We start from the raw sequence: 19,050 nt of genomic DNA, 5'->3' as shown, positions 1-19,050 counted from the left end.
AGGAGACGGTGGTGCCGATGGGCTGTTTCCCCAGTTCAGCGCTCCGCGGCGAGTGGTGTCGACGTCGTGAAATGTGGCACGATCGGCGCATCGAGCGTGGGCGGATGGGGATGTCATGGCAACGCGACGACGTGCACTGGCCCAACGCAGAACTGCGATGGGATTCACCCAGGAGACCCTGGCGGAGGCACTAAGGGTAGAGCGCTCGACGGTAGCGCGGTGGGAATCGGGAAACCAGGCACCCATGCCGGGGATCCGACGTCGGCTGGCGGACGCTCTGACGGTGCCACTTCACGAACTGGTGGCGCTACTCGAAGTCGGTCCTGTCCAGGCTAATCTCGATCTAGAGCCGGTTGGCGTTATCGATGCGCACCTGCTGACTCAAGGGGTGGCAGAGCGATCCCAAGACCAGGTGCCGCAGGATCGGGAGACGCACGTTGGGGCCCTGGGATGGCACGCTGGTCCAGGTGGAGACGTCGGTGATGGACTGCCCGGCAGGGATACCGTGGAGTCGGTGTTGAGGTTGGGAGGCGCGGACGTGGACCGTCGTGAGTTCCTGGCGTCGGCTGCGGTGACCGTCGCGGCTGCGGCGTTCGCTCCCGGCGACCCGGACGCGATCATGCGCCTTGTGGCTCGGATGGGGGGTGTTCGGGTTGGTGCTGGGGAGGTCGCGGCGATCCGGACGATGACCACGGCTCTGGGGGACACCGCGTCGGAACTGGGGGGTGCGCATGCGCGTCATCTGGTGGTGCGCTACCTGGTCGATGACGTCGGGCGGTGGTTGGACGGGGCCTATACCGAGGCCGTCGGGCGTGAGTTGGTCACCGCGACCGCCGAGTTGGTGCATCTTGCGGGGTGGATGGCGCGTGACGCGGGCGAGAACGGCGTTGCTCAGCGGTACTACCTCCACAGCTATCGCTTGGCGAATGAGGCAGGCGCCCCCGAGGTTGCCGCCACGTCACTTCGGGGGCTCGCCGACCAAGCTCTTGACCTCGGTTACACGGGTATGGCGCTCCGTTTCGCCGGTGCCGCCGACCAGACTGGACGCCATCTCGGCGAGCCGAAAGCGCGGGCTTACTACGCCACGACTCACGCGCGCGCGGCAGCGGCCGACAGCGACTTCGCGACCGCCCGCGCTCGACTGTCAGTGGCCGGGAGTGCCATGGACCGCGCGGTGGACACGCCTGGCCTCAGTTGGGCCGGTCACTACAGTCCAGGCCGATGGGCCCACGAAGCGGCACTGGTCCATGCCCGCATGGGAGACATGCTCGCCGCCGAGGAACACATCGACCACGCGCTCTCGCTCGGCCTTGACCGCCGCCGCACCCGCGCCATGGTCCTGGCCGATCTGGGCGGTATTCGATTCCGCCGCGAGGACGCCGACGGCGCTGTGGCGGCGTGGACCGAGTTCGCGGGTCTCGCCGAAGGCGTTCACTCGACGCGGATCGATCGCAGTGCCGCTGACATCGCAGTGCGGCTGGGCTCGGTCGCGGGGGAACCGGCCGCACACCTCCGCGACCTGCTCGCCCAACGCAGCCCGATCTGATCCGAGCGCTCCACCGAGCAAGATGAGGGCTCCGGGGCCGTCGAGCATTGCTAGCCCCGGAGCTGAGCGAGTCGATGGACGTGGTGGTCTGGTTCGAGCCTCAGTCCTGCTGTGCTAGCCATCCCAGGATTGCCTGGGTGGTCTGTGCTGGTTGTTCTTGTTGGATCCAGTGGCCGGAGTCGAGGGTGATGACGGTGGCGTTGGGGACGGAGTCGGTGAGGGTTTCGGATGGTGGGATGGCGTCGCGGGTGCCGTGGAGCATGAGGGTGGGGTGGGGGAGGACAGGGTTGGCAGCGGCTAGGTGGTGCCAGTTGCGGTCCAGGTTTCTGTACCAGTTCACGCTGGGGGTGAAGCCGGTCGTGGTGAAGGCGGAGATGAAGATGGCTAGGTCGGCTTCGGGCATTAGTGGGTCGCCGAGGGGGGTGGGGGAGTGGGCTAGGTTGACGAAGGTCATGCCTGGTTGGGGGGTGCTGGGGGGCTCGTTCTTGCGGAAGAGATTGCGGAGGAATTGGGGGGTGTTGGCGTCGAACACGGCGTCGGCGACGCCTGGTTGGCGGTTGAAGTGGACGAAGTAGTAGTCCCCACCTAGGAACTGTTCCATGGACTCGATCCAGGGCTTTTCGCCGCGTTCGATGTAGGGGAGGCTCAGGTTGATGATTTTGTTGACGCGCTGTGGGTGCAGGAGGGCCAGGCCCCAGACGACCATCGCGCCCCAGTCGTGGCCGACGAAGGTGGCGTCCTCGTAGCCGTAGTGGTCGAGCAGGGCCACGAGGTCGCCGGTCAGGTGTTCGATGTCGTAGTCGGTCACCTCGGTCGGGCAGGACGAGTTCCCGTAACCCCGCTGGTTGGGGACGATGACGTGGTAGCCCGCCGCGACGAGGGCGGGTACTTGGTGGCGCCAGGAGTAGGCGTGTTCCGGCCAGCCGTGGCACAGGACGATGGGGCGTCCCGCGCCCGCCTCGAAGACTTCGAGCTCCACGCCGTTGACGGGCACGAGGGTGGGCTCGGGAAACTCGGTGGGGTAGGTCATGGCGCCATGGTGCCGACCTAAACCGGTCAGCCCATGACCGGTTTGTGTGCGAGTGTTGCTCTCGTGCGAACCGACCGGCTGGTGGCCATCCTCCTCATGCTGCAGCGGCGCGAGCAGACGACAGCGGCAGAAGTCGCCCGTGAGCTGGAGGTCTCCGAGCGCACCGCGCGCCGTGACCTGGATGCCCTGGCCATGGCCGGGGTGCCCATCTACTCCACGCAGGGCCGGGGCGGCGGCTGGCGGCTCGTGGGCGGCGCCCGCACCGACCTGTCCGGCTTGACCGCCAGTGAGGTCCGCGCCCTGTTCCTCGTCGCAGGCCCTGCCTCGGCGGCCACACCAGCCGTGAAAGCGGCGTTGCGCAAGCTCGTCCAGGCCCTCCCAGAGCCCTTCCGGGTGCAGGCCGAGGCCGCGGCGTCATCGCTGGTCAGGGACCCGCAACAATGGGGCACGAACCGCGTCGAGCCCAGGCCACCTCAGTTCCTCGACGCACTCCAAGACGCGGTGATCCGCGGCGTCCAAGTGCGACTTGGCTACCTCGACCGCAAAGGTGCCGAATCCGAGCGAACCGTCCACCCGCTGGGCATCGTCGCGAAAGGACCGTCGTGGTACCTGGTCGCCAACACCGACGCAGGGAGACGGACCTTCCGGATCGATCGCGTGTCCTCTGTCAACCCGACCGACGATCCCGTGCACCGACCCGACGACTTCGACCTAGCCGAGAGTTGGCGCGAGATCGCCGACGAGGTCGACCGCAAACGCACACCCCTGGAGATCCAAGCCCTCTGCGTGCCCGACGGCGTAGGCGTGCTCCGGATGGCATTCGGCAGCCGACTCGAAGTGGGCGGAACGAGGCCCGATGGCCGCGTCGAGATCGTGATCCGCGGTCACAGCGAGTACATGCTCGCGGGCGAACTCTCCGGACTCATCGACTATGTCGAAGTCACCAGTCCCCAAGGCGTGCGAGACCACCTAGCCTCAATCGGCACCACACTCGTCAAACGGTACGGCTCAGTCAGCGATCGCGGTGAAACCGACGACTGACTCGATCCGGCCGCGCACCAGGTACTCGCCAGGGACGGAGTTGCGGATGCCGTACTCCGCCGCGCGATGCTCGCCCATGTAGCGCGCACCGATGCGGGTAGCCCACTCGCGGACGACAGTCAGATCGTCGATGAAGGTCGGCGTCCCAGTGACAGTGACATAGGAGTACGGCGGCTCCTGGTCGTCCACGCACACGCTGAAGCGCCCGGTGCGGCGCAGTGCCCGATACTTCACCGAATCCGACCAGGTGGTGAAGACAATGTCGTCACCATCGAGAAGGAACCAGATCGGTGTGACGTGCGGTGTCCCATCTCGACGGACGACCGCCAGCTTCCCGGTGCGGGTGCCGGTGAGTGCGAAGGCGCGCCAGGTCTCGTCGGACATGCGGGGCATCGTGGTCCTCCTCGGTGGCCGTCAACAGTAGTGTGCACAATACGTTCCGGCACAGGGAGGCGGGCCCCACGAGGAGGCCCGCCTCATGGTCTACCGATCAGAGCGGGGTGGCCGCGATGTCGAGCTCGCGGACCGTTGTGCCGACGCGGGTCCGCAGCGTCACCGTGGCCGAGTCACCCGAGCGCGCCACGGCGATGGTGCGCTCGTCGGTCCACCCGGCGAAGCGGAACTCGCCGTCGCCGATGTGGATGAGCTTCGCGGTCGGCTTGCCCGCCACCGTGAGCACGAGCGCGCCGTCGACGACGGTGATCGTGGCGTCCGCCTGCTCCTGCGGCCGCAGGAACTCTCCGTCCTCCTCTTCCCAGCTGGGGAACGACACCGGGATCGGGAACGACACCGCGTGCGCGCCCAACTGGTCCTCGGCCAGCGGCACGCGCTTCTTGTTGATGAGCACGTCGTCGCGGTCGAGGTCGGCGAGGTAGTGGTCGGGGAACAGCTCCAGCAGCTCCTCGGACACCAGCGCGTCGATCACCATGTGCACCCGGGGCACGGTGTCGGTGTTCTCCACCTGGTGCATGCGGGAGAAGTCACCGAACCAGAACTCGCCCGGCTGCCACTGGTGCAGGGTGCCCTCCATGAACAGCTTGGCGCCCTCGCAGGTGGTGACCGGCACGTGCAGCCGGGCGTTGCCCCAGGCAGGCCCGTACTTGGTGTCGTTGTGCAGCCAGCTCTTGGCGCCGGGCCCGAGCGAGAGCAGCCGCACCGCGCGCAGCTCGGCGGGGATGTCGGCGAGCAACTGGGACAGGTACGGCGCCTTGTCCCGCCAGATGGTGTCCTCGTGCTCGACCAGGCCGGGGCCGCCGGGGTCGGTGCGCTCGAGGTTGCCCGCGGCGCTGCGCAGCGAAAGGCAGCGCCAGTCGATCTCGGCCTCGGTGATGGTGCCGTCGTCGGCGTAGCTGCGCTGCAGGCTCCACCGGTGCTCGCTCAGCGTGCGCAGGTCGTCCTGCAGCTGGTCGGCGTCGTAGTCGCGCTTGAGTCGGACGGCGGGCGGGACCTTGGCCACGGTGGGTGGGAGTGGGTTGTCGAGTGACACCGTTGTAGACCTTTCGCAGATGTGTGGGAAACGGGAGAGGGGCTCGCTCAGCCCTGGGCCAGCGCCGGGTCGATAGCGGCCCGCACACCCGCGAGCACGTCGTCGACCGCGGCGCGGACCTCCGGGATGAGGAACCCGTGCCGCCGGGAGAGCTCGTCCAGGTGGGCACCGAGAGTGTCCACATCGGAGTACTCGCAGGTGATCACCGTGTTGGCGTAGCGGGTGCCGTCGATGGTGAAGCTGCTCGACCGCACCACCGCCAGGGTGGCCCTGATGTCGGCGTCGGCCGCGTCGTCCAGCGGGGTGGTGGGGAACTGCAGGGCGATCCGCTTGGCGGACCCCGAGGTCGCGTCGTGGCGCTGCCCCCACTCGCCGAACAGGATGTCCAGCATCGCCACGTAGGTGTTGAGCCCCGAGGCCGCGATCGACAGCGAGGTCGAGCCGGACACCCGGGGGTTGATCTCGATGACCTCGTACCGGCCGTCGACGTAGATCATCTCGACCTCGACCGAGCCGGTCACCTCGAGCGCCGCGCACAGCCGCTTGAGCCGCTCGGCGACCGGTGCGAAGCGCTCGTCGGCCTCCGCGCGCGGGGCGGTGTAGCGGACCGTGGTGAAGGCGAACGTCGGGGCCCCGCCGGTGGGACCCTTCCACAGCAAGGGTTGCACGACGTAGTCGCCCGCCGCGCCGACGACCTCCACCGAGCACAGCTCGCCCGCCACGCACCGCTCCAGCACGACGTTGCCGTCGTAGGGCTCGTCGAGGTAGCCGTCGAGGTCGCCCTGGTCGGCCAGGAAGCGGATCCCGTTGCCCAGGCAGTCCCACAGCGGCTTGCTCAGCAGCGGGTAGCCGAGTTCGCCTGCCCGCTCGACGAGGTAGTCGCGGTACGCGGGTACCGGCAGGGTCCGGGAGTTGAGCAGGTCGCCGTCGACCAGGACCCCCTCGGGGGTGTCGAGCCCGTGCGCGCCGACCAGCAGCTTGGTCTCCCACTTGTTGGCCATCAGCCCGGTCGCCGCCGCGCTGTGCATGACCGTCGGGATCCCCTCGGCCGCGAGCCGCTCGCAGACCAGTGCGTCGCGCAGCGCGTTCTCGTCCGGAATGGACAGTGAGATGACGCCGTCGGTGCCCCACTCCCGGATGCGGCGCAGGGTCTCGGCGACCGACACTCCTGCGGGCATCTTCTCGACCTCGCCGGGGAACTCCCCGGGCGCGCACTCGCCGTCGGTGTAGAACAGCTTCCCGACCAGGCCCCGCTCGCGCAGGGCGACACCGAGCTCTTCGAGGTAGGGGACGGTCTGCTGGATCTCGATGGAGCGTAAGAAGGCTATCTTTCTCATGGGCGGTCCACCTCGACGGTGATCGCGCCCACGACGTCGTTGGCCAACTCGTTGACCTCGGTCGTCGACCCGGCGGTGACGATGACGTAGCCGACACGGGCCACGTTGTCGGTCGGGTCGCCGATCTCCTTGCCCGGCTCGGCGTACACCTCGGCCTCCACGACGTGTTCGCTCTCGGGCACGCCGCTGACGCCGCGGAACACCCCGGCGCTGGGCGGGGTGAGGAACCGGATCGCCGCCGCGCGCTCCTCGGTCGGGTCGAGCGAAGGCGCCTTGCCCACCGCGATGTCGATGTACGCGGCGGCCTCGCTGATCCCGGTCGCCAGGCGCACCAGCTTCATGATGTGGTCACCAGGCGGCCGGGCGCCGATCTCGATGATCTTCGCGACACCCGGGGAGACCAGCTTGATCTCGGTGTGGGCGATGCCGTGCCGGAAGCCGAGCGCGGACAGGCCCGCCTCGACGCCCGCGAGCAGGGTGGCGCGGTCGCCGGAGGACAGCTCCGCGGGCACGGTGTGGCCCAGCTCCGCGCGGCTGTCGTCGTCGGTGGTGAACTTCTGGGTCACCGCGATGTGCCGCACCGCGCCGTCGACCACGGCCGACTCGACGCTGAACTCCACGCCGCCCACGTACTCCTGGGCCAGCACCGAGTTGTCCAGCGGGGTGCCGTGCGGGAACTCGAAGGGCCAGCCCTGGGCGAACTCCACCGCGCGCGCCAGGCCCGCCGCCTCGCGCACGATGGACACCCCGATCGACCCGGCGTTCTCGGCAGGCTTGACCACCAGCGGGTAGTCCAGACCGGCCTCGGCGATCCGCGCGGCGAGGACCTCGGCGTCGGGACCGGTGACCGTGCGCGGCGCCGGGGCACCCGCCTGGTCGAACGCCTCGGCCATGGCCCGCTTGTTGCGGACGGCGTCGGCGAGCGCCGGGTCGTGCGACGGCAGACCCAGGTCGGCGGCGACCAGGGTGGACAGGCCGGAGAAGAACTCCCAGCCGGTGATGACGCCGTCGACACCGGTCTCGCGGCCGTAGGCCACCAGTTCCTTGCGGGCCTGCTCCAGGTCGCTGAAGTCGGTGAACACGGTGCCCGCGATCAGGTCCCTGCTGCTCTGCGGGTACTTCTCGTAGAGGTCGGCGTGGGTGGCGACGTAGGTCCGCACGCCCAGTGCCTCGGCGGCCCTGAGCAGGTCCTCCCCGGCGTTGCCGTTCGCTTCGATCAACAGCAGCTTCGTCATTGTTGCCTCTTGTGTGTGGGTATCAGCGGGGGAGGGGTGGAGCGGGTCTCGGAGGACTCACGCGGTGGCGGCGGGCTGGCGCGGCGCCCGCACCAGCAGCGTGGACAGCAGGCTCAGCGCGATCAGCACCACCCACGGCCAGATCCGGCCCCACGACAGCAGCGTGGTGAACAGCGCCGGGGCCAGCGCGCCGCCGACGTTCCACGACAGCATCTGGAACACCGCCAGGTAGCGCCCGCGCAGTGCGGGCGGGGCCAGTTCGATCGACAGCGTGCTCACCGCGGGGGACTGGATGATCTCGGCGAGGGTGTAGACCAGGATCGCCAGGCCGAGCGTGGGGATCATCGCCCACGCGGGCACCAGGCCCGCCGCGGCGAAGAGCCCGAAGGCGCCCGCGTTGAGCACCGCGGCGAGGGCGATCATCCGCGATGACCGGTGCTTCTCGACCCAGCCGCTGATGACCGTCTGCGTGGTCGCCACCAGCACCGTGTTGACCGTGAGCAGCACACCGGCCAGCCAGACGATGCCCTCCAGCGTCTCGATGATGTAGATCGCGAGCAGCACGCTGAGCACCATGGCCGAGAGCACGAACACGAAGTTCACCGCCACCAACCGCATGAACGCCCGGTCGCGCAGCACCACCCGGTAGCCGCCCGCCTTCTCCGGTTCCGGCTCGGAATCCTCGTCCTCGGCGGGCTCACTCGCCTTCTCGACCACGGGGTCCGCGCCCGCCGGGTTCCAGCTGACCAGCAGCCACGCGGCGAAGAGGTACGACACCGCGTTGGCCACCAGCAGCCAGTGCATCCAGTTCACGCCACCGATGCCGACCACGGCGGCGGCGATCGCGCCGCCGAGGCCGACACCGGCGTTGCGCAGCGCCTGCATCAGGCCGAACCAGCGGGTCCGGTTGTCCTCTGTGGACGCCAGGGCGACCAGGGCGCCGTAGGAGGTCCAGTAGGCGCTCACGCCCACCTGCACGATCAGCCCGAGCACCGCCACGTGCCAGAAGTCCTCGGCCACCAGGTACGCCGCGAAGCCCGCGCCTGCCACCAGGTTGCCCGCCGCGGCGACCGCTCGGGGACCGAACCTGTCCACCAGCGGGCCGAACAGCGTCGGTGCCGGGATCGCCAGCAGTTGGGCCACCGTCAGCGCGAGGCCGACCTCCAGCAGCGACATCGACGTCGTCCTGGCGAAGTACACGACCTGGAAGGCGAAGAGCAAGCCGCTGCCGAGGCTGTCGATGGCGCCCGCGGTGAGAAACCGGGTGTGGCCCCTGACCTCGGGTAAGCCCCAGCGCGAACGGGGTCGCTCGGCGCCGGCGGTGGTGGTGTCAGGCATGGGAGTCCTTGCAGGGGAGTGGGTGCGGGTCTTCCGGACCTTATTCGCCGTAGGCGCGCCGGAACTTCTCCATGATGTACTCCCCGGAGTAGACCGGGGCGTAGCGCGGGGGGTTGCCCGGGGCGGTGCAGGTCGGGATGCACTCGATCAGCGCCCCGTAGTTCGGCTGGTGGAAGAACGGCACCGAGAACCGCTCCTTGGCCGCGAGTTCCGGCGCCGGGTTGACCACCCGGTGCACGGTGCTCACCCAGCGGTCGTTGGTCCAGATCGCCATCAGGTCACCGATGTTGACGACGAACGACCCCTCGATCGCGGGCACGTCGACCCACTCGCCGACCTTGTCGAGCACCTGCAGGCCGCCGGGGGCGTCGTCCTGGTACAGGATGGTGAGGCTGCCCCAGTCGCTGTGCTGGCCCTTGCGCAGCTGACCGGGCTTGGGCGGCACCAGCTGCGCCGGGTAGTAGTTCGCGGTCAGGTTCGTCATGTGGTCGTCGACCTTGTCGTCGAACCAGTTCTCCGGCAGGTCCAGTGCCAGCGCGAACAGCCGCATCAGCTCGGTGGCCAGGTCCTCCATGCTCGCGTAGTAGGCCCGGTAGGCCTCCGCGAACCCGGGCAGCTCCGGCCACAGGTTCGGCGTGGTGAGCAGCGGGTTCGAGCCCTCGGGCAGGGTCGGTCCGTTCGGCTCGCCGAGCCGGTTGTAGGTGTAGGTCTGCGACAGGTCCGGCAGGTCGCGCTCCTGCTCGACCGAGGCGTCGGAGTTGGACGCGGCGAGGCTGCCCTGGCGGCCGAACCCGCGCATCAGCGGGTCGTCGGGGGTGCTGACCAGCGCCAGCTTCCGCTCGTCCGCCAGCGCGAAGAACTCGCGGGTCGCGCGGTACATCTCATCGATGCGCTCCTGCGGGACGCCGTGGCCGACGATCGCCAGGAAGCCGCTGGTCTCGCAGACCCGGCCCAGGGTCTTGGCGACCAGGGCGCGCGCCCGCTCGTCGCCCTCGCGGGCGCTGGACAGGTCGATGACCGGCACGTAGCCGTCGATCAGCGTGACCGGCGCCTTCCGGGTGCCTGCTTCGGAAATGGTCATCCGAGATCCTCACCTCGTGACTGCTGTGCTTGTGGAGCCTGCGTTGCGTCGGGGGCGGGCCAGCGCGGCGGCGGCGGCGCCCAGGCGCGCACCGCCTCCTCGAACCCGGCGGCGTCGGTGACCGACACCAGCGAACCGCGCTCGGCCTCCCGCAGGAAACCCCGTCCCGCCATCCGGACGACCACGTCGACCAGCGGGTCCCAGTACCCGTCGATGTTGAGCAGCACCAACGGTTTGCGGTGGTGCCCGAGGATGAGGGCGGCCCACACCTCGAAGAGCTCCTCGAGCGTGCCGACCCCGCCGGGGACCGCGACGATCGCGTCGCCCAGCTCCGCCAGCAGCTGCTTGCGCTCGTGCATGGTGGGCACCACGTGCAGCTCGGTGAGCCCGGGGTGGGCGATCTCGGCGTCCACCAGCTCGCGCGGGATGACGCCGATGACCTTGCCGCCCTCGGCGAGCGCGCGGTCGGCCACCACGCCCATCAGCCCGGTGCTGCCACCGCCGTAGACGAACTCGGTGCCGCGCCCGGCGAGCTCGGCGACGAAGCGCCCGACCTCGTCGGCGAACACGGGGGAGTCCCCGGGCGCCGAACCCGCGTAGACCGTGACCCGCATCAGGGGCTCACGCGCCCGTAGGACTCGAACGCGGCGTGCGTGATCGGCATGAGCTGCCGCCACTGGGCCTCCATCGCCTCGGCGACGACGGCGATCTCGTGCTGCGGGTGCGACGGGTAGGTCGCGTCCTCGCGGTGCGTGCGCAGGCTCAGGAAGTGCATGAGCGAGCGCGCGTTGCAGGTCGCGTACAGCGAGGAGTAGGTGGCGTTGGGCAGCACCATGCGGGCGACCTCGCGGGCGACGCCGCGCTCGATCAGCTCGTGGTAGCCGGCGTACGCGGCGCCGTAGGTGGACCTGGCGATGTCGACCAGGCGCTCGTGGTCGCCGTCGGCGCCGGGGACGTACTGGTAGTGGCCGGGCTTGCCCTTCTGGCGCAGCAACCGCTGGGCGTCTGGCACGTAGAACACCGGGCGCACCTCGCGGTAGCGGGCGCTCTCCTCGTTGAACGACCAGGTGCGGTGGCGCATCATGTGCCGCACGGTGAAGATCGGCGCCGACACCAGGAACGTCAGGTAGTTGTGCTCGAACGGGCTGCCGTGCCTGGCCTTCATCAGGTACTTGATCAGGCCCTGCACGTAGCCGTCGGTGTTGTTCTCGGTGTGGGCGATCTCGCCGACGGTGGACACCCGGGCCGCGCGGACCACGCCGAGGTCGCTGGCCTGGTGGTCGACCAGTTGCACGGTGATCTCGCTGCGGAGTTCGATCTCTGGGGTCGTGGCGTCGTCGGCGAGGTTCTCGGGACGGACGAGCTGGCTGGTCACGACTGGTGATCCATTCTGGTTGTGGACATCGCACCTGGTGCGGCGCCGCGCGCCGACCAGGCCTTGGCTGCGCCGGTCGGTCTGGTGCGACCGCCGGGCGGGTCTCGCGGGGGCCGTCAGCCGGGGGTGGCGGCCAGGGCGTGGCGCGTGTCGCCGTCGATGCCCTGCACGGCGTAGGTGGCGGTGACGACGGCGGCCCTGGCGCTGCTCAGCGCGGCCCTGGCGGCGTCGACATCCGGTTGCGGCAGCAGCGAGACCACCTCGATGGCGCACTTGATGAGGTGCACCGCCGTCGCGGTCAACCGCTCCTCGGGGTACCCGCCCGCCAGCACCGCCTGCTGCGCGCCGCGCAGCAGGTCGAGCGCGGTCGGCTCGGACCTCTTGGCAGGAATCACCCAAACCCCCCATTTGTGTGATAGTCACGTTCCCGACCCCGCCGCGCGACGAGGGCGTGGTTGGTGGGCCGGTGCTATCGAGTCAACCCGGTAGGGCTATTCCGCGGTTATCGCGGAGGCATCGCCGAACGCGTCTTGGGGAATAGTGGCGGGATACCACCCGCTCGTACCGTTATCACCAGTGGCGGCGCGGGGCACCGCGTCGCCGGGGAAGTCCACTGAGAGGAACAGGCACTGACCATGTGGGGGCGCAGGATCGTGACGACCTTGGCCGTGGCACTCGCGATGTGGCAAGCCGTGGCGGTAACCGCGGTGGCCGACACACCTTGGGGTACCTGAGAAGTAGCAGTTCAGGCCCTGTCTGACGCGGGTGGCGCGAGCGTCGCGCCGCCCGCCCGGTTCGCCGCCGCGGTGAATTGGTGGCTGCCGTGACCCGCCCGGGAAAGGCAGGATCAACGGGCCTGCGGCATTTGCGTGACCGATGTTCGCTAGTAGCCGCGTCCTAGTTGTTGGATAGCCACACGCGCGGCGCTTGACAGTGGTACAGCCGGTGGCGCTTCAGCGCGAGGTCCGCCATTTCCGGATCGCTTTCACGGTGTAGCTCTCGGCGCATCGCCCTTTCGGCCCAATCGCCGCGCGCGGTCGTCTCAGCAGGCGGAGACGCGGTGCACGACCAGCCGCAACGGCTGGGTGGCCGCGGTCCCGGCCTCGCTCTCCACCCGCGCGGCGCCCTCGTGGTCGCCGAGTTCGCGCAGCTGCGCCGCCAGCTCCCGGCGGATCCCGTCGACCGGCACGGTGTTCACCGCCTGCCCGGCCAGCTCCAGCGCCTCGCGCAGCATCTCCGCCGCGACCCCCGGGTTGCCCAGCACCGCGTTCACCGTGCCCAGCCGCTCCAGCACCCGCACCTGCCCCATGAGGTCGCGGCTGACCCGCACGGTCTCGAGCAGCCCGGTGAGCAGCTCCGCCGCGTGCTGGTACCGCGCCTGGCGCACCAGCAGCTCGCTGAGCCGGAACCGCAGCTGGTTCTCCACCCGCCTGCTTCCCTCCGGCGGGCACAACGCCAAGGCGCGCAACAGGTGCTGCTCCGCGCGGCCGATGTCACCGGACTTCAGCTCCAGCGCGGCGATCTGCACCCACACGTGCGCCTGGCCCACGACGTCGCCCACGGCGGCGAACTCCGCGGAGGCCGTCTGGTAGCCGTGCCGCGCGGCCTCGTCCTCGCCGCGCATCTGGTCCACCAACGCCAGGTTCCGCCGCGCGATGGCCATTCCGTGCACGTCGTCCAGGTCGGTGAACGTCGCCAGCGCGGGCCGCAGTACCTGTCGGGCTTGGGAGAGCCTGCGCCCACTCAGGTGCATCGATCCCAGCGAGCACAGCAGTGCCGCCTCGCCGCGCCGGTTGCCCGTGGCGCGAACCGCTTCCAGGGCTCGGGTGTGGGTCCGTTCCCAGTGCTCGTGGTAGAGCCGCGCCTCGAACAGCGCGACGAGGGTCACCGCGAGGTCCCAGGCGTGTTCGTCGAGCCCAGCGGCCACGGCCAGGTCCACCGCGCCGCACAGGCAGTCGCGCTCGGCCTCCAGCCACGCCAGCGGCCGCGCCAGCAGCCGGTCGACCAGATCTCGCGGCAGCGGCAGGCGTTCGCCCTCGCCGTGCAGCACGGTGCTGTTGTCGCGTCCGTAGAGCGCGATGTGCGCGTCGCGGGCCAACCCCAGCCACCCGCCGACGACCCGGGTGATCGCGGCGTTGGCGTCGTCGCCCTCCTGTTCGAGCCGCTCGCGGGCGAACAGCCGCAGCAGACCGTGGAACCGGTAGCGCGGCATGGCGGCCACCTCACCGGCGGCGATCTCGATCATCTGCATGTCGACCAGGTGCTCGAGCAGGTCGGTGCCCCGGTCGAGGTCGACCCCGAGCAGCGCGGCCGCCACCCAGGCCGGGAAGGTCGAGCTGGTCAGGGCGCCCAGCAGGCGAAGGAGTTCGCGCGCTTGGGAGCCGAGGCCGTCGTAGGTGAGCGCGACGCTGGCGCGCACCACCATCTCCCCGTGCGAGAGCTCGTCGAGCCTGCGCTGTTCGTCGGAGAGCCGCTCCAGCATCCACGACAGCGTCAACGTGGGCCGCGCCGCGAGCCGGGCCGAGATGACGCGCAGCGCCAGGGGTAATCGGTCCACCAGCAGCACCAGCGCGTCCGCCGCCGCGGGCTCGGCGGCGACCCGCTCCTGCCCGACCACCTGCACCAGCATCTGCACGGCCTGCGCGGGTTCGAGCACGTCGACCTCGAGCACCTTGGCGCCCGCCAGACCGGTGAGCCGGACCCGGCTGGTCACCACCACCGCGCAGTTGCTGTTGCCCGGCAGCAGGTGGCAGACCTGCGACTCCGACGCGGCGTCGTCGAGCATGATCAGCAGCCGGGAGTCCGCCAGCAGGTGCCGGAACAGGGTCGCCCGCTCGCCTAGGCTCTCCGGGATCGCTTCCGCCAAGACCCCGAGCGCGCGAAGGAACCTGCCGAGCACGTCAGCGGGATCGGCCGGGGTCGGGCCGGTGCCGCCCAGCTCGCAGTAGAGCTGACCGTCGGGGAAGTGGTTCTCGCCAAGGGCGTGCGCCACGTGCACCCCGAGCGCGCTCTTGCCGACCCCCGGTTTCCCGGCCAGCACCACCACTTTCGCCGCGCGCCGCGTGTCCCGGCCGACCAGCAGGTACCGCGCGCGGGCGATCAGGTCGGCGTGCCCGGTGAAGTCGGCGATGTCGGCGGGCAGTTGTCGCGGCACGTTGACGGGTTCGGGCGCGGTGCGGACCACCGCGGTCGGCTGCGGCGCGAGCAGTTGGTGGGCGTCCGACAGCATCGCCGATTCCAGCTCGCGCAGCTCCGCACCAGGCTCGATGCCCAGCTCCTCGACCATCAACTCCCGGCCGACCCGGTAGGCCTCCAGCGCTTCCGCGCGGCGCCCGGAGCGGTACAGGGCGAGCATGTACTGCCCGCGCAACCGTTCCCGCAGCGGGTGTTCCTGCAGCAGGGCCGCGATGTCGCCGATCGTGGTGTGGTGCTCGCCGACCCGGAAGGCCAGGTCGAACGAGGTTTCCTTGGCCAGCAACAGGCTCTCGTCGAGCTGCGCGGCGCGCGCCCGCACCAGCCTGCTGTGAATACCGTCCAGCGCGGGACCGCGCCAGAGTCCGATGGCCTGGCGCAGGACCTTGGTGGCCTCTTTCAGGTTGCCCTGCGCGGCCAGGACGTCGGCATCCGCGGTCAGCTGGGCGAAAAGCCGCGCGTCGACCTCGTCGTCGGGGACCTGTAACACATACCCCGGCGCCCGCGTGACCAGCGCGTCGGCCCACCCCGACTCGCGCAGGACGTTGCGCAGCGCCGACACGCAGATCTGCACCTGCACCCTGGCCGTGGCGGGCGGCGCCCCGTCCCAGATCGCCTCGATCAACCGATTGGTCCCCACCACCCGGTTGGCCTCCAGCAACAGCATCGCCAACACGATCTCCTGCCGCCCCGGCGAAAGCCGGAACGGCTCCCCGCCGTGCACCTCCAACGGACCCAGCACGCGGAATGCCGACACCCGCCGCCCCGATCCCGAGTCCATCCGTCCCCCCGCCCTCCCCCTCGCCCCGGCAAGTCGAAAACCCACCCGCGCCCGATGCTGCACTCTAGCGACCACGCGCTCCGCCAACAGTGGCTTCGCCCCAACCAATCGGCCCAGTCCGATGATCGGTCACCCGACTGTCGCAAGACCGCTACGTAGTCGATTTACACCATGTGGGTGGCGGTGGAAAATCCCCGCCCGTGACCGAGTGGAGTTCAGCGCGTCAGGGGCGGAACGGGTGATCGAGACTCATGGTGGCCAACCGTCCGGACGCCTTCGCGCTGAGACCGGCGCGCTTGCGGGTGGACCTTGGTCGCCTAGTAACGGGCGGAGGTTCTTCGCGACGTACAACTCGTCTCGACGCCGCAGGAGGATGGATGGGGTGTCCGCACTGTGGGGCGCGAACCCGACGGCAGGTAAGTCGGGGTGTCTACGTCTGCACGGGGTTGGTGCTCGGGCCGGGTCCGGTCCTCGGGCCCGGCGGTTCGGTGCAGATCATTCCGGTCGGTACGCCCTGCGGACACCAGTACATCGACATGAGCAACGAGAACGTGCCGGAGTGCCACTGCGGCTTCCTGTCGGAAGGTCCGTGCACCCGCTGCGGGACGTGGGTGTGCGACGTCCACTCGATGGTCGCCGAGGAGTCGATTTGTGGGAACTGCGTGCACCGCGAGGCGAAAGACGCGCGGCAGGAGCGCCGTGAGGCGCACGGGCGGAAGGTCCGGGCACTGGCGGAGGTGGCGGATCCGTACCAGCGGTTGACGCGCACGGTCGCCTATCTGCTCCCTTACGCGGGCCACATCCCCGGCGCGATCAGGGACAGCAAGTCGAGCGCGTTGAGTTCGCCGGTGCACTTCGAGGCACTGGCGGAGATCCTGCCCGAGATGGGGAGCGACCCGGAGAGGTGGACCTCCTCGTCACCGCCGTGGGACTCGACCGCGCTGGCCGCGTGGTTCGCGAGCCGTGCCGGTGCCGCTCGGGTCGCCTTGGACCGGATGCCCGTCTACTCGACACGCCGTCGTCTCTTCAAGGAGGAGACGGTGGTCGACCACACGGACGCGTGGCACTTCTCTGACGGGGCAACGAGGAACGGTGACTCCGCTCTGTCGTCGTGGCGGACGTACCCGCTCTACGTGCTTCCGGATGGCCGAGCGGCACTCGACGCGACAACGGTGTTGTCCCGCGGTCGGCCGCGGTCAGCGGGGCGCGACTCGGTCTACTTGGTGCATCAGGAATACGGCTGTGCGGTCAGCTTGTGGGGGTGTGCGCAGATGGCGTACCGCCTGGTGAAAGCGCGGGCCGCGAGATGTGAACTGGGCGGTTGCGACGATGTGGCGCTCGGGCGGTGCGTGGCGTGCGATGTGTCGTTCTGCACGGGGCACGGCGGGCGACAGCTTCTGGCGGATCTGGTCAGGTGCGGGGATTGCGTGTCGGCCCTTCAAGGTGCGCTCGATGTGGGCTAGGGGTTGTTGCTGACCAGGACGGTGGGGGAGCCCGTGACCCGCGCGGGCTGAGGGCGGTGTGTCTGCGGTCACGAAATATAGCTAAGCTAGTTAGTGACTTAGCTAGTAGACTATCGAGCATGACGCCGCCACGTAGCCCTTTGGGTACCGCATCCGCCGAGGAGCAGGTCGCGGGTAGGTGGCGGGTTGAGTCGCCGGGGGTGGGGAATCCGGTGATGGAGCGCCTGCAGGAGGTGGGGGCGCTGACGCGGGTTATCGAGAAGCGGCTCAGTGGGGCTCTGGGGGTCAACACCACGGGGTTGTCGGCGATGGAGCACCTTGCCAGTGAGGGGCCGTTGACCGCCAAGGACCTGGCTGATCGGCTACGGGTGTCGACGGCTGCGAGTACGCACATCGTGGATCGGTTGGAGAACGCTGGGCACGTGGTCCGCCGCCCGCACGCCACCGATCGTCGGAAGGTGTTGGTTGAGCCGGTCCAGGAGTCGATGGCCCGGCTCTTCGGTCACCTCGGGCCGCTGCTGCACGGCGTGGAGGGACTGGTCGAGGCGTTGAGTCCCGAGGACCGGGCCGCCGTGGAGAACTTTCTGGCCGGGGTCGTGTGGATCTACACCGACACTGCGGATTCCCTGCCCCAGGACTGATCGCCGAGCAAGACTGCGTTGATCAACCCCAGTTCGGAGAAGACATGGCTGTGCCAGGAAAGACCCGGTCGATGTGGTGGCTGCTGGCCACGGTGCTCGTCGTCGAACTGATGGACCTGCTGGACTCGACGATCGTCAACGTCGCCGGTCCCGCGCTGGAACGGTCCCTGGGCGCCAGCCCGGTGGGCCTGCAATGGGTGATCGGCGGCTACGCGCTGACCCTCGGCGCGGGTCTGGTGCTCGGCGGGCGCCTGGGTGACCGCTATGGGCGCCGCCCGATGTTTCTCGTCGGGCTCGTCGGGTTCATCGCCGCGTCGCTGTTGTGCGCGCTGGCGCCGAGCACCGGTCTGCTGATCACCTTCCGGCTGGTCCAAGGCGTGGCCGGGGCCATGATGCTGCCCCAGGGCCTGGGCATCCTGCGCGACAACCTCAGCCCACGTGACCTGACAAAGGCCCTCGCTGTGTTCGGTCCCGTGCTCGGCCTCGGCGGCGTGCTGGGTCCGGTCCTGGGCGGCGCGCTCGTGGACTGGGACCTGTTCGGGCTCGGCTGGCGGATGGTGTTCCTGGTCAACGTTCCCATCGGCCTCGCCGCGCTCGCGTTGTCGTGGCGGCTCGTGCCCCGCGGCGAGAAGACCCGGACGCTGCGGGTGGACATCGTCGGTGCCGTTCTCGTCGCTGGTGCCTCCGCGCTGCTTGTCCTTCCGTTGAACGAAGGGCAATCCGCTGGCTGGCCACTGTGGACTTGGTTGTCGCTCACCGCCGCCGCGATCGGCTACGTGGTGTTCGCGTTGTGGCAGCGTCGAATGGTGCGCCGCGACCGCACCCCGCTGGTCACGCCGAGCCTGTTCGGCAAGTCCGCGTTCACCGTCGGGTTGGTCGCGGTCGCGCTGTTCTTCGGCGGTCTGATCGGGACCCAGTTGGTGCTGACGTTCTTCCTGCAGATCGGGGAGGGCTTCACCGCCGGGCAGGCCGGGCTGGGCAACCTCCCGGTCGCGCTGGGCACAGCCGTTGGCGGCGGCATCAGCGGTGGATTGCTCGCCGCGAAGCTCGGTCGCACGGTGCTGCAGGCGGGCGCTGTGGTCCAGTTCGCCGGGGTCGCGTGGCTGTGGTTCGCCTTGGCCGACACGACCGAGTTCACGATCTGGCGGATCGTGCCCGGCAGCGTGGTGGCCGGGATCGGCGCCGGGATCGTGATCGCGGCTGTGTTCAACACCGTCCTGGGTGCCGTGGCCGACGATGAGGTCGGCTCCGCGTCCGGAGTCCTGTCGGCGGTCCAGTCCATCGGCGGCTCAGTCGGCGTCGCGGTGTTCAGCACCGTATTCTTCGCTGGAGTCCTTACCGGCGAAGCGACCAGCAGCTTCCGCGACGCGCTCGTGGTCCAGGCCATCATCATCGGGCTGTTCCTGCTCATCTCACCGCTGTTCCCGCGCCGAGCCCGTCCCGACGACATCGCCGCCCCGGCGCAGGAGTTGGCCGCCAGCGCCACAGTCAGCTGACCCATGTC

16 protein-coding genes are annotated in these 19,050 nt (G+C 69.6%); 5 read left to right on the top strand and 11 right to left on the bottom strand.

Annotation, left to right across the window (positions count from 1 at the left end):
• The first annotated feature begins 115 nt into the window (after positions 1-115).
• Positions 116-1,546: a helix-turn-helix domain-containing protein gene (locus LV79_RS17960; protein WP_301321141.1), complete on the top strand. Its 1,431-nt coding sequence runs from the start codon at positions 116-118 to the stop codon at positions 1,544-1,546.
• Between the two features lie 100 nt (positions 1,547-1,646).
• Here LV79_RS17960 and LV79_RS17955 read toward each other — a convergent pair whose 3' ends face one another.
• Positions 1,647-2,576 carry an alpha/beta fold hydrolase gene (locus LV79_RS17955; RefSeq protein WP_253838196.1) on the bottom strand — a complete coding sequence of 310 codons (930 nt, stop codon included), beginning with the start codon at positions 2,574-2,576 and terminating at the stop codon, positions 1,647-1,649.
• Between the two features lie 63 nt (positions 2,577-2,639).
• On the opposite strand from LV79_RS17955, the gene LV79_RS17950 reads away from it, so the two are divergent.
• Positions 2,640-3,617 carry a helix-turn-helix transcriptional regulator gene (locus LV79_RS17950; RefSeq protein WP_253838195.1) on the top strand — a complete coding sequence of 326 codons (978 nt, stop codon included), beginning with the start codon at positions 2,640-2,642 and terminating at the stop codon, positions 3,615-3,617.
• Here LV79_RS17950 and LV79_RS17945 read toward each other — a convergent pair.
• The 10 genes from LV79_RS17945 to LV79_RS17900 form a co-directional block, all read right to left on the bottom strand.
• Positions 3,585-4,010 carry a PPOX class F420-dependent oxidoreductase gene (locus LV79_RS17945; RefSeq protein ID WP_253838194.1) on the bottom strand — a complete coding sequence of 142 codons (426 nt, stop codon included), beginning with the start codon at positions 4,008-4,010 and terminating at the stop codon, positions 3,585-3,587. The two genes, LV79_RS17950 and LV79_RS17945, sit on opposite strands and share 33 nt — an antisense overlap.
• Before the next feature lie 97 nt (positions 4,011-4,107).
• Positions 4,108-5,103: an aspartyl/asparaginyl beta-hydroxylase domain-containing protein gene (locus tag LV79_RS17940; RefSeq protein WP_253838193.1), complete on the bottom strand. Its 996-nt coding sequence runs from the start codon at positions 5,101-5,103 to the stop codon at positions 4,108-4,110.
• A gap of 47 nt (positions 5,104-5,150) precedes the next feature.
• Entirely contained in the window at positions 5,151-6,440 is a 1,290-nt protein-coding gene (locus LV79_RS17935; RefSeq protein ID WP_253838192.1) for an ATP-grasp domain-containing protein, read from the bottom strand.
• The gene (locus tag LV79_RS17930) at positions 6,437-7,675 is read right to left on the bottom strand and encodes an ATP-grasp domain-containing protein (RefSeq protein WP_253838191.1); all 1,239 of its coding nucleotides are present in this window, start codon (positions 7,673-7,675) and stop codon (positions 6,437-6,439) included. Before LV79_RS17930 ends, LV79_RS17935 begins: the two co-directional genes overlap by 4 nt.
• Before the next feature lie 57 nt (positions 7,676-7,732).
• Positions 7,733-9,013, bottom strand: coding sequence for an MFS transporter (locus LV79_RS17925; RefSeq protein ID WP_253838189.1), 1,281 nt, complete (start codon positions 9,011-9,013; stop codon positions 7,733-7,735).
• Positions 9,014-9,053: 40 nt separating this feature from the next.
• Positions 9,054-10,094 (bottom strand): isopenicillin N synthase family dioxygenase, encoded by a 1,041-nt coding sequence (locus LV79_RS17920; protein ID WP_253838187.1) that lies wholly within the window; start codon positions 10,092-10,094, stop codon positions 9,054-9,056.
• A complete protein-coding gene (locus LV79_RS17915) occupies positions 10,091-10,708 on the bottom strand; it encodes an LOG family protein (RefSeq protein WP_253838185.1) in 618 nt (205 codons plus the stop codon). The genes LV79_RS17920 and LV79_RS17915 overlap by 4 nt, the downstream gene beginning before the upstream one ends.
• Entirely contained in the window at positions 10,708-11,469 is a 762-nt protein-coding gene (gene thyX / locus LV79_RS17910; RefSeq protein WP_253838183.1) for an FAD-dependent thymidylate synthase, read from the bottom strand. Before thyX ends, LV79_RS17915 begins: the two co-directional genes overlap by 1 nt.
• Positions 11,470-11,585: 116 nt before the next feature.
• A complete protein-coding gene (locus LV79_RS34530) occupies positions 11,586-11,864 on the bottom strand; it encodes a hypothetical protein (RefSeq protein WP_253838181.1) in 279 nt (92 codons plus the stop codon).
• A gap of 647 nt (positions 11,865-12,511) precedes the next feature.
• Entirely contained in the window at positions 12,512-15,442 is a 2,931-nt protein-coding gene (locus tag LV79_RS17900) for an AfsR/SARP family transcriptional regulator (protein WP_253838179.1), read from the bottom strand.
• Between the two features lie 536 nt (positions 15,443-15,978).
• Here LV79_RS17900 and LV79_RS17895 point away from each other — a divergent pair.
• From LV79_RS17895 to LV79_RS17885, 3 genes are all read left to right on the top strand, one after another.
• Complete coding sequence (locus LV79_RS17895) at positions 15,979-16,905, top strand: hypothetical protein (RefSeq protein WP_253838177.1); 927 nt, start codon at positions 15,979-15,981, stop codon at positions 16,903-16,905.
• 215 nt (positions 16,906-17,120) lie between these two features.
• Entirely contained in the window at positions 17,121-17,546 is a 426-nt protein-coding gene (locus tag LV79_RS17890) for a MarR family winged helix-turn-helix transcriptional regulator (protein ID WP_253838175.1), read from the top strand.
• Positions 17,547-17,590: 44 nt separating this feature from the next.
• Positions 17,591-19,042, top strand: a complete 1,452-nt coding sequence (locus LV79_RS17885) for an MFS transporter (protein WP_253838167.1) — start codon at positions 17,591-17,593, stop codon at positions 19,040-19,042.
• The last annotated feature ends 8 nt before the right edge of the window (positions 19,043-19,050 follow it).

Origin of the sequence: Actinokineospora globicatena, from assembly GCF_024171945.1 — a bacterium.
Lineage (GTDB): Bacteria > Actinomycetota > Actinomycetes > Mycobacteriales > Pseudonocardiaceae > Actinokineospora > Actinokineospora globicatena.
The sequence above is the reverse complement of the archived record's forward strand: the minus strand, read 5'-3'. Positions and strand labels throughout refer to the sequence as shown.

Bases quoted from the DNA above. Each gene is read 5' to 3' on its own strand.
- LV79_RS17960 (WP_301321141.1), top strand. From the start codon at position 116: ATGGCAACGCGACGACGTGCACTGGCCCAACGCAGAACTGCGATGGGA.
- LV79_RS17955 (WP_253838196.1), bottom strand. From the start codon at position 2,576: ATGACCTACCCCACCGAGTTTCCCGAGCCCACCCTCGTGCCCGTCAAC.
- LV79_RS17945 (WP_253838194.1), bottom strand. From the start codon at position 4,010: ATGCCCCGCATGTCCGACGAGACCTGGCGCGCCTTCGCACTCACCGGC.
- LV79_RS17935 (WP_253838192.1), bottom strand. From the start codon at position 6,440: ATGAGAAAGATAGCCTTCTTACGCTCCATCGAGATCCAGCAGACCGTC.
- LV79_RS17930 (WP_253838191.1), bottom strand. From the start codon at position 7,675: ATGACGAAGCTGCTGTTGATCGAAGCGAACGGCAACGCCGGGGAGGAC.
- LV79_RS17925 (WP_253838189.1), bottom strand. From the start codon at position 9,013: ATGCCTGACACCACCACCGCCGGCGCCGAGCGACCCCGTTCGCGCTGG.
- LV79_RS17920 (WP_253838187.1), bottom strand. From the start codon at position 10,094: ATGACCATTTCCGAAGCAGGCACCCGGAAGGCGCCGGTCACGCTGATC.
- LV79_RS17915 (WP_253838185.1), bottom strand. From the start codon at position 10,708: ATGCGGGTCACGGTCTACGCGGGTTCGGCGCCCGGGGACTCCCCCGTG.
- LV79_RS17900 (WP_253838179.1), bottom strand. From the start codon at position 15,442: ATGGACTCGGGATCGGGGCGGCGGGTGTCGGCATTCCGCGTGCTGGGT.
- LV79_RS17895 (WP_253838177.1), top strand. From the start codon at position 15,979: ATGAGCAACGAGAACGTGCCGGAGTGCCACTGCGGCTTCCTGTCGGAA.
- LV79_RS17890 (WP_253838175.1), top strand. From the start codon at position 17,121: ATGGAGCGCCTGCAGGAGGTGGGGGCGCTGACGCGGGTTATCGAGAAG.
- LV79_RS17885 (WP_253838167.1), top strand. From the start codon at position 17,591: ATGGCTGTGCCAGGAAAGACCCGGTCGATGTGGTGGCTGCTGGCCACG.